Below are 12,637 nucleotides of genomic sequence, written 5' to 3'. Positions count from 1 at the left end.
GTGTTCGGTTTGATGGTGAGATTGCAGGATCAGGTACCGTCTTCGCAAGGGTCGACGGGCCCAAGAGAGGAAGATTGCGTGGACGACATCGACCGTGCGCTCGTCCTGCGCCTGCAGCAGGACGCCGGCCAGTCGTACGCCGCTCTCGGCACGGCCGTCGGGCTCTCGGCCGGGGCCACCCACGAGCGCGTACGCAAACTGCGCGAGCGCGGGGTGATCCGGCGGACCACCATCGACGTGGACCCGGCCGCCGTCGGCAGTGGGGTCCTCGCCTACGTGATGGTCGATTCCAACGCCTGGATGGGTGAGTCCGGCGCCGACTTCGCCGCGATCCCCGAGATCCAGGAGGCGCACGTCATCGCGGGCAGCGCCTCCGTGCTGGTCAAGGTGCGCACGCCCTCGACCGAGCAGCTGCAGGACGTCCTGCGCCGCCTCTACGCCATCGAGGGCGTCAGCGGTACGCATGCCACGGTCGTGCTGGACACCTTCTTCGAGCGGCCGCTCCCGCTGTGACCTGGTGGTGCACCGGGATCCTGTGGAGGGACGGCCGACCTGCCATCGGATGGTACGGGGAGGGGCGCGGCGAGCGGACGAGCGTTCTGGCGTACGGGCAGCGGCTGGCCTTCGCCGCGAGGGGCGAGCGGCACTGCCTCGGCGTGTGGCGGGCCGGGAAGCGGACTCCCTGTCCGACCGCCGCCCTCGTGCCCGGCCGCGCCGGGAACGCGCAGTGCCCCGAATGCGCCCGCCTCGACCGGTCGTTCTCCGTGGCAGCCGACACCAACGCCGCCGATCCGCGCACCTATCGGGTCTATCTGGCCTGGTTCGGGCCCGGCATGGTCAAGGTCGGGATCACCGCCGAGGAGCGCGGCTCCGCCCGGCTGCTGGAGCAGGGCGCGGTGGCCTGGGCCTGGCTGGGCCGCGGTCCGCTGATGGCCACCCGGCGCACCGAGGAGCTGCTGCGGGCAGCGCTCGGGGTGCCCGACCGGATCGCGTACGCCCGCAAGCGTGCGGTACGGGCCCAGCTGCCGCCGGAGCCGGACCGGGCCGGGGAGGTCGCCGAGCTGCACGCCCGGGCCGCCGCGCTGCCGGGGTGGCCGGAGTCGCTGGAGCGGGTGGGGTGCGAAGTCACCGATCATGCCGGGGCGTTCGGGCTGGAGGGGTTGCCGGCACCTGCGCGCGTGCTCACCGGGATGGTCCCCGGCGGGGCCGTCGTGGGGAGGCTGGTGGGCGCGGCCGGTCCCGATCTGCACTTCGCGGACGGGCTCGTCGTGGACACGCGGCTGCTGGCCGGCTGGGAGCTCACCGCCCCGGGGGACGAGGCGGTGACGTCGGTGCCGGTGGCGGAGGTACCGTCGGCCGCGCCCGCGCCGGCCGAGCAGGACGGGCTGTTCTGAGGAGTGCCCTCGGTCGGTCGGCCCCCGATCAGTCTCCGGTCAGCCTCCGGCCGGTCTCCGGACGGCCCGGTTCCGTCCCGTTCCGCTCCGGTCGGCCAAGGTCAAAACTTGGATCCCTTTGGCCTTCCCGACTCGTTTCCGGTGGACACGCCGGGGCGGTCCACCGAGGGTGGAGGGCATGAGCATTCAGCCGGTACCGGCCTTCGAACCGCCTTATGTCATGGCCGTTTTCAGCAATGTGCGGACTGCCGACGACAGCGGATATCCCGACACCCTCGCGCGGATGAAGGAGATCGTCCGGGGGAATCCCGGATACCTCGGATACGAGTCCGCCCGCACCCCCGACGGTCTCGGCATCACCGTCGCCTACTTCCGCGACCACGAGTCCCTGACCGCGTGGCGGGAGGACCTGGAGCACCAGGCGGCCATGAAGCAGGGCCGCAACGACTGGTACGAGAGCTACACCCTGCACGTCGCGACCGTCGAGCGGAGCCACGGCTTTGTCCGCAACGGCTGAGGCGGTCCGCGCCTTCCGGGAGCGGCTCGGGCTGCCGGGACTGGTCGACGTCCACACGCACTTCATGCCCGAGCGGGTCCTGGACAAGGTCTGGGAGTACTTCGACGCGGTCGGCCCGCTGACCGGCGTCGAGTGGCCGATCACCTACCGGCACGAGGAGGGGCGGCGGGTCGCGCTGCTGCGGGAGTTCGGGGTCCGGGCCTTCACCGCCATGCTCTACCCGCACAAGCCGGAGATGGCCGCCTGGCTCAACTCGTGGTCCGCCGACTTCGCCGCCCGCACCCCCGACTGCCTGCACACCGCGACCTTCTTCCCGGAGGAGGGCGTCGCGACGTACGTCCACCGGGCCGTCGACTCCGGGGCCCGGATCTTCAAGGCACACCTCCAGGTCGGCGGCTACGACCCCAATGACGACCGGCTGGATCCGGTGTGGGGGCTGCTCGCCGAGGCCGGCATCCCGATCGTGATCCACTGCGGGTCGGGTCCCGTACCGGCCAAGTACACCGGACCCGAGCCGGTCGGCCGGCTGCTGGCCCGCCACCCGCGGCTGCCGCTGGTCATCGCCCACATGGGCATGCCCGAGTACGCCGACTTCCTCGACCTCGCGGACCGGTACGCCGCGGTGCGCCTGGACACCACCATGGTCTTCACCGACTTCTCCGAGCGGCTCAGCGGCTTCCCGCCCGGTGAGCTCGGACGGCTCGCGGACCTCGGCGACCGGATCCTGCTGGGCACCGACTTCCCGAACATCCCCTACCCCTACGAGCACCAGCTCGTCGCCCTCGAACGGCTCGGCCTCGGCGACGACTGGCTCCGTGCGGTCTGCCACGACAACGGCGCCCGGCTCTTCCGGCTCGACGGCTGAGAGCCGTTTCCCGTTTCTCAGGAAATTCACAGGCAGGCACAAGAACGCTCTCAGAGGTCCCGGAGAGCGTGTCCGGTATGACTGCGACGACCACCTCCCACGCGTCCACGTCCACCAGCAACCACACGGCCCTCGTGCGGTCCGACGGCGGGCCCTGCCGGGTGCTCGTCGTCGACGACGAGGCCGCGCTCTCCGAGCTGCTGTCCATGGCCCTGCGGTACGAGGGCTGCGAGGTCCGCAGCGCCGGAGACGGTGCGGGTGCGGTGCGTGCGGCGCGGGAGTTCCGGCCGGACGTGGTGATCCTCGACGTCATGCTTCCCGACATGGACGGTCTCGCCGTCCTCGGGCGGCTGCGCCGGGAGATCCCCCAGGTCCCCGTGCTGTTCCTGACCGCCCGGGACTCCGTGGAGGACCGGATCGCCGGCCTCACCGCGGGCGGCGACGACTACGTCACCAAGCCCTTCAGCCTGGAGGAGGTCGTGGCCAGGCTGCGCGGTCTGGTCCGGCGCTCGGGCGCGGCGCAGGCGGCACGTGGCGGTTCGGTGCTGGCCATCGGTGATCTGCGGCTCGACGAGGACAGCCACGAAGTGGTGCGGGGCGACCGGGAGATCCACCTGACCGCCACCGAGTTCGAGCTGCTGCGCTACCTCATGCGCAACCCGCGGCGCGTGCTGAGCAAGGCGCAGATCCTGGACCGGGTGTGGTCGTACGACTTCGGCGGCCAGGCCAATGTGGTCGAGCTCTACATCTCCTACCTGCGCAGGAAACTGGAGAGCGGCCCCGGCATGGCTCCGATGATCCACACCCGGCGCGGCGCCGGATACCTGATCAAGCCGGCCGAGTAGTGCGCTTCCGCTTCCGTTCCCCCTTCCCCGCCCGCGTGGGGCCGCGACGGCGTGGCTGTCGGCCCTGGTCGCTGCGGACCCGGCTCGTCGTCTCGGCGGTGGCGCTGATCGCCGTGGTGGGCGCGGCCATCGGAACCGTCACCACCCTCGCCCTGCGCTCGTACCTCGTCGGTCAGCTCGACGAGCAGCTGACCACCTCCGTCGGGATGGCCGTCCGGATGCCCTCCGGGAAGCCGGCCCGGCAGAGCAGCACCGGCTTCGTCACGGCCCCCGGCAGTCCGCTGGACGCCACCGGGGTACGCCTGGATCCGGACGGCACGGTGCTCGGGACCGCCCGCAACGTCCGCGTCGAGGGAGCTCCCGAGGATGCACCGCCCCTCACCGAGCCCCAGAGCCGGCTCCTCGCCGCGGCCGCCCGGAAGGCGGCACAGGCCGCACGGTCAGCACAGGCCGCGTCGAGCGGACAGGGCGCACAAGGCGCACAAGGCACACAAGGCGCGCAGGGCGCACAGGACGGACAGGGCAGGCAGGGCGCGCGGGCCGAGTCCCGGCCCGTGGACGCGGACCTGCCCGGCCTCGGTGCCTACCGGGTGCTGGCCGCGCCCGACGGGAGCCTGGCCCTCGCCTTCCCCCTGAGCGAGGTCGACTCCATCGTGCGCACCCTGGTCGGGGTGGAGGTCTGCGTCACCCTCGCCGGGCTGATCGCGGCCTCCCTCGCCGGACAGGCGCTGGTCGGGGTCGCCCTGCGCCCGCTGCGCCGGGTGGCCGCCACCGCCACCCGGGTCTCCGAACTCCCCCTGCACAAGGGCGAGCCCGCCCTCCACGAGCGGGTCCCCGATGCCGAGGCCGACCCCCGCACCGAAGTGGGCCAGGTCGGCGCGGCCCTCAACCGGATGCTGGGCCACGTCTCCTCCGCCCTCACGGCCCGCCAGCAGAGCGAGATGCGCGTGCGGCAGTTCGTCGCCGACGCCAGCCACGAACTGCGCACCCCACTGGCCTCCATCCGCGGCTATGCCGAACTGACCCGCCGGGGACGGGAGGAGCCCGGGCCCGACACCCGGCACGCCCTCGGCCGGATCGAGTCCGAGGCCACCCGGATGACCGGCCTCGTCGAGGACCTGCTGCTGCTCGCCCGGCTCGACGCGGGCCGCCCGCTCTCCAGTGCCGACGCCGACACCGACCTGGCCCCGCTCGTCGTCGACGCCGTCAGCGACGCCAGGGCCGCAGGGCCCGGGCACCACTGGCGCCTGAGCCTGCCCGCAGAGCCCGCGCCCGTTCGCGCCGACCCGGCCCGGATCCAGCAGGTCCTGGTGAACCTGCTCGCCAACGCCCGTACGCACACCCCGCCCGGCACCACCGTCACCGCCTGTGTTTCACGTGAAACATCGGCCGTCCGGCTGATGGTCGAGGACGACGGGCCCGGTATTCCGCCCGAGCTGCTCCCCCACGCCTTCGAGCGCTTCGCCCGCGGTGACGCCTCCCGCTCCCGCACGGCCGGCTCCACCGGGCTCGGGCTCGCCATCGTCCAGGCCGTGGTCACCGCGCACGGCGGGCGGGTCGGCGTACGAAGCGAGCCCGGGCGGACCCGATTCGAGGTCGTGCTGCCGCTCGCCCGGCCGACGGCCACGGAGCCGGAATCACAGACAGGGCACAGGCTCACCACACAGCGGTGACAGGCCGCTCCACGAGGGTCGGAGCATGCCAACCGACACCTCTCCCGGGGCCCTTCCGGCACGGGTGCCCCTCGCGCCCGTGCCGGGTGAGCCCGTCCTCGACGTGGTGATCCCGGTCTTCAACGAGGAGAAGGACCTCGGGCCGTGCGTACGCCGGCTGCACGAGCACCTGACCCGGACCTTCCCCTATCCCTTCCGGATCACGGTCGCCGACAACGCGAGCACCGACCGCACCCCTGAGGTCGCGGCCGGGCTCGCCGCCGCACTGGACGGCGTACGCAGCACCCGGCTGGAGGAGAAGGGCCGGGGCAGGGCGCTGCGCACCGTCTGGTCCGACTCCGAAGCCCCCGTCCTCGCCTACATGGACGTGGACCTCTCCACCGACCTCAACGCCCTGCTGCCGCTGGTCGCACCGCTGATCTCCGGTCACTCCGACCTGGCGATCGGCACCCGGCTGGCGCGTTCCTCACGGGTGGTGCGGGGAGCCAAGCGGGAGTTCGTCTCCCGGGCCTACAACCTCCTGCTGCGGTCCTCGCTCGCCGCCCGGTTCAGCGACGCCCAATGCGGTTTCAAAGCCATCCGGCGCGAGGTCGCCGAGCGGCTGCTGCCGCTGGTGGAGGACACGGGCTGGTTCTTCGACACCGAACTGCTCGTCCTCGCCGAGCGGGCCGGGCTGCGGATCCACGAGGTGCCGGTGGACTGGGTCGACGACCCCGACTCCACCGTCCACATCGTCAGGACCGCCACCGAGGACCTGAAGGGGGTCTGGCGCGTGGGCCGGGCACTGGCCGTCGGAGCGCTCCCGCTGGACCGGCTCGCCCGCCCCTTCGGCGACGATCCGCGCGACCGCACGGCGCTGCCCGGCGTGGACGGCGGTCTGGCCCGCCAGCTCCTCGGCTTTTGCGCCGTCGGAGCCCTGTCCACCCTGCTCTACCTGCTGCTGTACTCCGCCTTCCGCGGCGGGGCCGGCCCGCAGACGGCCAACGGCGCGGCCCTGCTGCTCTCCGCCGTCGCGAACACCGCGGCCAACCGCCGGCTCACCTTCGGGGTCCGCGGCCGGGACCGGGCCGTGCGCCATCAGGCCCAGGGGCTGGTGGTCTTCGGGATCGGGCTGGCCCTGACGAGCGGTTCGCTCGCAGCGCTCGGAGCGGCCACCGCCGATCCCGCGCACGGCACCGAACTGGCCGTCCTGATCACCGCCAACCTCGCCGCCACCGTGCTGCGGTTCCTGCTCTTCCGCGCCTGGGTCTTCCCCGACCGGCGCGACACTCCTGCGAAGGACGACATCCGATGACCACCGCGGCAACCCCGCTCTTCCCGGCCTCCGAAGCCCGGGCCCGTACCGGCCGGCGTGCCGCCGACCGGCCCCGCTGGGAACGGCCCGCCCTCGCCGGGCTGCTGTTCGCCACCGCCGCCCTGCTGCTGTGGGACCTGGGCTCCTCCGGTTACGCCAACTCCTTCTACTCCGCCGCCGTGCAGGCGGGCAGCGAGAGCTGGAAGGCCTTCTTCTTCGGCTCTTCCGACGCCGGGAACTCCATCACCGTCGACAAGCCCCCGGCAGCCCTGTGGCCGATGATGCTGTCGGTCCGGCTGTTCGGGCTCGGCTCCTGGCAGATCCTCGTCCCGCAGGCCCTGATGGGCGTGGGCACGACGGCCGTGCTCTACGCCGCCGTCCGCCGCCAGTTCGGGCCCGGGGCGGCGCTGCTGAGCGGTGCGGCCTTCGCGCTCACGCCGGTCGCCGCGCTGATGTTCCGCTTCAACAACCCCGACGCGCTGCTGACGCTGCTGCTGACCGTCACCGTGTACTGCGTGCTGCGCGCCCTCGACGGGGCCCGCACCAATTGGCTGGTCTGGGCCGGTGTCGCCGTCGGCTTCGCCTTCCTCACCAAGACCCTGCAGGCCTTCGTCATCCTGCCGCCGCTCGCGCTGCTGTACGCGGTCTGCGCGCCGACCCGGCTGCGCAGGCGTCTGGGCCAGCTGCTGCTGGCCGGGCTCGCGATGGTGGCGGCCGGCGGCTGGTGGGTGGCGATCGTGGAGCTGTGGCCCGCGTCCTCCCGCCCGTACATCGGCGGTTCGCAGAACGACTCCTTCCTGGAACTGACCCTCGGCTACAACGGCCTGGGCCGGATCAACGGCAACGAGAGCGGCAGCGTCGGCGGCGGTGCCCGGACCGGCACAGCCGCGGCCTACGGCCTGCCCGAGGGCGGCCCGGGCGGCGGGGCCGGGGGAGGCGGCTGGGGGCAGACCGGCTTCGACCGGCTGTTCTCGGGGAACATCGGCGGGCAGATCTCCTGGCTGCTGCCCGCGGCCCTGGTGCTGCTGGTGGCCGGGCTGGTGGTGACCTGGCGGGCCCGCCGGGCCACCGACTCGCTGGACGGCATGGCCCGGGCGGCCTTCCTGGCCTGGGGCGGCTCGCTGCTGATCACCGCGATCGTCTTCAGCTACATGCAGGGCATCTTTCACGAGTACTACACCGTGGCCCTGGCTCCGTTCGTGGCCGCGCTGATCGGCATGGGCGTCGCCGTCCTGTGGGAGGAGCGGGGCACCGCGGCCGCCGCGATCGCCCTCTCCGGAACGCTGGCCCTGACGGCCGTCTGGTCGTACGTGCTGCTGGGCCGCGCCACCGGCTATCTGCCGTGGCTGCGCTGGGCGGTGCTGGTGGGCGGGCTGCTCGCCGCGGCCGCGCTGCCGTTCGCCGCGCGGGCGGGCCGCAGGATGCTGCCGGCCGTGGCGGCGCTGGGAGTGGCCGCGGCCCTGGCCGGGCCGTTGGCGTACTGCCTGACCACCGTGAGCACCGGGCACACCGGATCCATCGTGACCGCCGGTCCGGCGGTGGCGGGCGGCCGGGGCGGCCCCGGCGGCATGATGGGCGGCTTCCGGGCCGGGGCCGGCGAGATGCCGCGGGGCGGACCGGGCGGCCAGGGCGGCCAGGGCACCCAGGATGGGCAGCCGGGCGGCGGCCGGCCGAACGGCGTTCAGCAGGACGGCTCCCAGCAGGGCGGCGGTCAGCCAGGTGGCGGTCAGCCGGGTGGCGCGCTGCCGCAAGGAGGTACGCCGCCGGGCCAGGGCGTTGCGGGCGGACGCGGCGGCATGCGCGCGGGCGGCGGGCCGGGCGGTGCGGGCGGTCTGCTGAACGGGGCCCAGGTCGGCGCCGAGGCCAAGGCGGCGCTCACCACCGACGCCGATGCGTACACCTGGGCGGCGGCCGCCATCGGCTCGCAGAACGCGGCGAGTTACCAGCTGGCCTCGGGCGCCCCCGTGATGGCGATCGGAGGCTTCAACGGCAGCGACCCCTCGCCGACCCTGGAGCAGTTCAAGAGGTACGTGCGGGAAGGGAAGATCCACTGGTTCATCGGCCAGGGAGGCACCACGGGCACCACCGGCGGCCCCGGCACCACCGAGGGCGGCGCGCGGGGCGGCGGTGCGGGCGGCGGGACCAGCAGTGAGATCGAGAGCTGGGTCAAAGCCGGCTTCAAGGCCTCCACGGTCGGCGGGGCCACCTTCTACGATCTGACCGCTCCGACGGCATGATCCGGTCGGATCCGGTCCGATCGGGTCTCATCCGGCCCGATCGACAGGACACCCCCTAGCATCAAGAGGGCGGACCGGGCATTCCGGGCTGATCCACCTGTCGTGAGGAGGGTGCCTGCATGGTGACCGCGGCCGATCCGGGCGAGGCCCGGACCAGTGTGTGGCTGACCGCCAGGCCGGCCGGCCCCGCCAGACGCCGCACCGAGGCACCCTCCGGGCTCGACCGGGAGCGGATCACCGCCGCGACCGTACGGCTGCTCGACGCCGAGGGGCTGGCCCGGTTCTCGATGCGGCGGCTCGCCGCCGGTCTCGGGGTCACCGCGATGTCCCTGTACTGGTACGTGGACACCAAGCACGATCTGCTCGAACTCGCCCTGGACAGCGCGCTGGGCGAGCTCGGGCTGCCGGCCGGGCTGCCGGGGACCGGCGAGGCGGGCTGGCCGGGCCGGCTGCAGGCGCTGGCCCGTGGCTACCGGCGGGTGCTGGCGGACCATCCGTGGGTGGCTCCGCTCACCGCCGCCTACCCGAACATCGGCCCGCACGCGCGGGCCTTCGACGCCGCCCTCCAGCGGCTCCTGGACGCCACGGGCCTGGCGGACGCCGCCCGGACCGGCGCCCACCTGGCGGTGTCGCAGTTCCTGCAGGGCTGCGGGGGCGCGTTCCGGCGGGCGCCCGAAGGCGACTTCTGCCTCGCGCTCGACGTCCTGATCGCGGGCATCGATGCCAAGGCCAGGACGGGGGCCTGAGTCCAGAACGCAGGGCCGGAGGCCAAAGCCCCAGCCCCCAGCCTCCGGCCCGAGCACCCGGCCCGAGCACCCGGCCCGAGCCCCTCGCCCGGGACCCGAGCCCGGGACCCGAGCCCGAGGCCCGAGCCCGAGGCCCGAGGCCGTCAGGGACCGGAGACCGCTCAGGCCTTGACCACGGCCTCGGCGGGGGCTGCCGGCTCGGGCGAGGCCGCCGCCGGGGCGTGTGCCGACGGCTTCGACTTCAGCGCGACCTCCTTGATGAACACCACCAGCACCAGGCCGAGGAGCGCGAACGGGGCGGCGTAGAGGAAGACGTCGCCGACGCCGTGCCCGTACGCGGACTCGATGACCTCGCGGACCGGCGCGGGCAGCTTGTCGAGGTCGGGGATCCCGCCGCCGGCGGTGCCGCTGCCCAGGGCCGCGGCCTTCGGCCCGAGTGCGGCCAGCCCGTCCTGGACGTAGTGGGTGACCCGGTTGGCCATGACCGCGCCGAGCGCGGAGACGCCCATGGCGCCGCCGAGGGAGCGGAAGAAGGTGACGACCGAGCTGGCCGCGCCGAGGTCCTCGGGGGCCACCTGGTTCTGGGTGGCGAGGACCAGGTTCTGCATCATCATGCCGAGACCGAGGCCGGTCAGCAGCATGTAGAGCGCGATGTGCCAGTACGGGGTGTCGTACCGCAGGGTGCCCAGCAGACCCAGACCGGCGGTCAGCAGCACGCCGCCCGAGACGAGCCAGGCCTTCCACTTACCGGTCTTGGTGATCACCTGACCGGAAAGGGTGGAGGAGACGAAGAGCCCGGCGATCATCGGAATCGTGAGGATTCCGGACATCGTGGGGGACTCGCCGCGGGCCAACTGGAAGAACTGGCTGAAAAACACGGTCCCCGAGAACATCGCGATGCCCACGAACAGCGAGGCCGCCGAGGCCAGGCTGATCGTCTTGTTGCGGAAGAGCCGCAGCGGGATGATCGGGTCGCTCGCGCGGGACTCGACGAGGACGAAGAGCAGGCCGAGCAGGACCGCGCCGCCGGTCATGGCCCAGGTCTGCCAGGAGATCCACTCGTAGGAGTCGCCGGCCTGCGTGACCCAGATCAGCAGCAGCGAGACGGCGCCGCTGATCAGGAAGGCGCCCAGCCAGTCGACCTTGACGTCGCGGCGGACGACCGGGAGGTGCAGGGTCCGCTGGAGCACGATCAGGGCGATGATCGCGAACGGCACGCCGACGTAGAAGCACCAGCGCCAGCCCAGCCACTCGGTGTCGGTGATGACACCGCCCAGCAGCGGGCCGCCGACGGTGGCGACGGCGAAGACCGCGCCGAGGTAGCCGCTGTACCGGCCGCGCTCGCGCGGGGAGATCATCGCGGCCATGACGATCTGGGCGAGGGCCGACAGTCCGCCGACGCCTATGCCCTGGACCACGCGGCAGGCGATCAGCGTGCCGGTGTTCTGGGACAGGCCCGCGACCACGGAGCCGAGGACGTAGATCACGAGGGAGATCTGGACCAGCAGCTTCTTGCTGAAGAGGTCGGACAGCTTGCCCCACAGCGGGGTGGCCGCGGTCATCGACAGCAGGGCGGCGGTGACCACCCAGGTGTACGAGGACTGGGTGCCGCCGAGGTCGCTGATGATCTGGGGCAGGGCGTTGGAGACGATCGTGGACGACAGGATCGCCACGAACATGCCGAGCATCAGCCCGGACAGCGCCTTCATGATCTGTGGGTGGGTCATGGTCACGGCCGCGGAAGTGGATGCTCCCGCGGCCGCGGAGGTGGGTGTGCTGTCGGTTGTCGTCTCCGACGGGGCCATGTCTTTCCTTCGTCTAGAAGCTCGATCGGAGTCGGGCCAGCAGGGTGTTGAGCACGTCGATGTCCTGTGCGGACCAGCCGTGGAGGGCTCTTTCCAGCGCGGCCGTGTAGCGGGCGCCGAGCTGGGCGAGCAGCACCCGGCCGGCCGGGGTGAGCCGCAGGATCCGGCAGCGTCCGTCGCCGGGGTCGGTCTCGCGCTCGATCCAGCCGCGGTCGGCGACGTGCGTGACGTGCCGGCTGGTCACCGAGATGTCCACGGCCATGTACTCGGCCAGCCGGCTCAGCCGCATCTCCCCGTGCCGTTCGAGCACGGTGAGGACGGCGGCCACGCCGGGCGGGCAGTCCGGGGGCAGGCTGCGGGCGAGCTCGCGCTTGACCGCGCCGATTCCGGTGAGCTGGCGGGCCAGCTCCTCGTGCGGATTGGGCGGAGCGGCCGGAGTGCCCGTGCCCGGAGCGGTCGGAGTGCCCGTGCCCTGAGTGCCCGTGCCCTGAGTGCCCGGGACGGTCCGGGTCGGCGGAGCGGTCATCGTCACCGGGTCCCCCCATCTTGTTGCTTTAGGCAACCATAGAAGCGAATGGTTGCTACAAGCAAATGAATCTGGGGGTGGGGCGGTAAAAGAATCGGAAAACCGGCTAGGGTCCTGCTCCATGGCTGAGAACCACAACTCACAGGTCCCCGAGGGCAACTACGACCCCGCGGGCAGCACGCAGATGTTCCGGGCCTTCGTCGAGGAAGCCGCCCCGGCCCGCCAGCCGGGACCGGGCTCCCGCCAGCAGCGCCGCGCCGCGGAGCAGGAACGGTCCGGGTCCTCGGGCTCGACCGCCAAGGTGGCGCTGGTCATCGCGCTCGTCCTCATGATCGGCGCGGCCGCCTGGGTCGTCCTGCACTGACGGACGCGGCGGGGGCCGGACGCGCCGGCCTCAGCTCCAGGTGGCGGTGACGCTCCGGGTGTCCACGTGCATGCCCAGCGGCACCCGCCAGGCCTCCACGCACACGGTGTAGGTCTGCGTCTTCGAGGCTCCGCCCGCGAGGGGCGCCGGCAGCGGCTGGGTCGTGGTGACCGTGGCCCAGTCGATGCCGAGGGCGCCGATGATGTGCGTGGCGAAGCTGACGGTGCCGGCGCGGGCCGCCGTCGTGCCGGTGTTGGTGAAGGTCACCGTGACCCGCTCGCACCAGCGGTCGGCAGCGGCCGACCTGCTCGGCGCGGACAGCGTCAGCTTCGCCGGGGTCGCGGGCGGGTCACGGTGACCTTCACCAACAC

General features: G+C 72.8%; 12 protein-coding genes and 1 pseudogene. 10 read left to right on the top strand and 3 right to left on the bottom strand.

Annotated features, from left to right (window positions below):
- Positions 1-78 precede the first annotated feature (78 nt).
- From PV721_RS13375 to PV721_RS13335, 9 genes are all read left to right on the top strand, one after another.
- The gene (locus PV721_RS13375) at positions 79-513 is read left to right on the top strand and encodes an Lrp/AsnC family transcriptional regulator (RefSeq protein WP_319723651.1); all 435 of its coding nucleotides are present in this window, start codon (positions 79-81) and stop codon (positions 511-513) included.
- Positions 510-1,394, top strand: coding sequence for a DUF2797 domain-containing protein (locus tag PV721_RS13370; RefSeq protein WP_319723649.1), 885 nt, complete (start codon positions 510-512; stop codon positions 1,392-1,394). The genes PV721_RS13375 and PV721_RS13370 overlap by 4 nt, the downstream gene beginning before the upstream one ends.
- A 178-nt stretch (positions 1,395-1,572) precedes the next feature.
- Entirely contained in the window at positions 1,573-1,911 is a 339-nt protein-coding gene (locus tag PV721_RS13365; protein WP_319723647.1) for an antibiotic biosynthesis monooxygenase, read from the top strand.
- A complete protein-coding gene (locus PV721_RS13360; protein WP_319723645.1) occupies positions 1,895-2,776 on the top strand; it encodes an amidohydrolase family protein in 882 nt (293 codons plus the stop codon). Before PV721_RS13365 ends, PV721_RS13360 begins: the two co-directional genes overlap by 17 nt.
- Positions 2,777-2,853: 77 nt before the next feature.
- On the top strand, positions 2,854-3,621 hold the full coding sequence (locus PV721_RS13355; protein ID WP_319723642.1) for a response regulator transcription factor: 768 nt from the start codon (positions 2,854-2,856) through the stop codon (positions 3,619-3,621).
- Between the two features lie 35 nt (positions 3,622-3,656).
- Positions 3,657-5,294: a HAMP domain-containing sensor histidine kinase gene (locus PV721_RS13350; RefSeq protein WP_319723640.1), complete on the top strand. Its 1,638-nt coding sequence runs from the start codon at positions 3,657-3,659 to the stop codon at positions 5,292-5,294.
- Between the two features lie 25 nt (positions 5,295-5,319).
- Positions 5,320-6,588, top strand: coding sequence for a bifunctional glycosyltransferase family 2/GtrA family protein (locus PV721_RS13345; RefSeq protein ID WP_319723638.1), 1,269 nt, complete (start codon positions 5,320-5,322; stop codon positions 6,586-6,588).
- Positions 6,585-8,825, top strand: a complete 2,241-nt coding sequence (locus PV721_RS13340) for a glycosyltransferase family 39 protein (protein WP_319723636.1) — start codon at positions 6,585-6,587, stop codon at positions 8,823-8,825. The genes PV721_RS13345 and PV721_RS13340 overlap by 4 nt, the downstream gene beginning before the upstream one ends.
- Positions 8,826-8,944: 119 nt before the next feature.
- A complete protein-coding gene (locus PV721_RS13335) occupies positions 8,945-9,571 on the top strand; it encodes a TetR/AcrR family transcriptional regulator (protein WP_319723634.1) in 627 nt (208 codons plus the stop codon).
- Between the two features lie 161 nt (positions 9,572-9,732).
- On the opposite strand, the gene PV721_RS13330 is transcribed toward PV721_RS13335, so the two are convergent.
- On the bottom strand, positions 9,733-11,298 hold the full coding sequence (locus tag PV721_RS13330; protein WP_319723632.1) for an MDR family MFS transporter: 1,566 nt from the start codon (positions 11,296-11,298) through the stop codon (positions 9,733-9,735).
- Positions 11,299-11,389: 91 nt separating this feature from the next.
- On the bottom strand, positions 11,390-11,902 hold the full coding sequence (locus tag PV721_RS13325) for a MarR family winged helix-turn-helix transcriptional regulator (RefSeq protein WP_319723631.1): 513 nt from the start codon (positions 11,900-11,902) through the stop codon (positions 11,390-11,392).
- A 121-nt stretch (positions 11,903-12,023) separates the two neighbouring features.
- Between PV721_RS13325 and PV721_RS13320 the strand changes: the two genes are divergently transcribed.
- Positions 12,024-12,266, top strand: coding sequence for a hypothetical protein (locus tag PV721_RS13320; protein WP_319723630.1), 243 nt, complete (start codon positions 12,024-12,026; stop codon positions 12,264-12,266).
- Between the two features lie 30 nt (positions 12,267-12,296).
- Here the strand turns inward: PV721_RS13320 and PV721_RS13315 are convergent.
- Positions 12,297-12,637 (bottom strand): annotated as a pseudogene (locus tag PV721_RS13315) (hypothetical protein); the annotation flags it as partial.

The organism is Streptomyces sp. MB09-01 (genome assembly GCF_033794505.1).
Classification (GTDB): Bacteria; Actinomycetota; Actinomycetes; order Streptomycetales; family Streptomycetaceae; genus Streptomyces.
This window is presented reverse-complemented; position numbering and strand designations above follow the sequence as displayed.

Excerpts from the sequence above, each read along its gene's own strand:
- PV721_RS13355 (WP_319723642.1), top strand. The coding sequence starts at position 2,854 with ATGACTGCGACGACCACCTCCCACGCGTCCACGTCCACCAGCAACCAC.
- PV721_RS13365 (WP_319723647.1), top strand. The coding sequence starts at position 1,573 with ATGAGCATTCAGCCGGTACCGGCCTTCGAACCGCCTTATGTCATGGCC.
- PV721_RS13345 (WP_319723638.1), top strand. The coding sequence starts at position 5,320 with ATGCCAACCGACACCTCTCCCGGGGCCCTTCCGGCACGGGTGCCCCTC.
- PV721_RS13340 (WP_319723636.1), top strand. The coding sequence starts at position 6,585 with ATGACCACCGCGGCAACCCCGCTCTTCCCGGCCTCCGAAGCCCGGGCC.
- PV721_RS13330 (WP_319723632.1), bottom strand. The coding sequence starts at position 11,298 with ATGACCCACCCACAGATCATGAAGGCGCTGTCCGGGCTGATGCTCGGC.
- PV721_RS13325 (WP_319723631.1), bottom strand. The coding sequence starts at position 11,902 with ATGACCGCTCCGCCGACCCGGACCGTCCCGGGCACTCAGGGCACGGGC.
- PV721_RS13320 (WP_319723630.1), top strand. The coding sequence starts at position 12,024 with ATGGCTGAGAACCACAACTCACAGGTCCCCGAGGGCAACTACGACCCC.
- PV721_RS13335 (WP_319723634.1), top strand. The coding sequence starts at position 8,945 with ATGGTGACCGCGGCCGATCCGGGCGAGGCCCGGACCAGTGTGTGGCTG.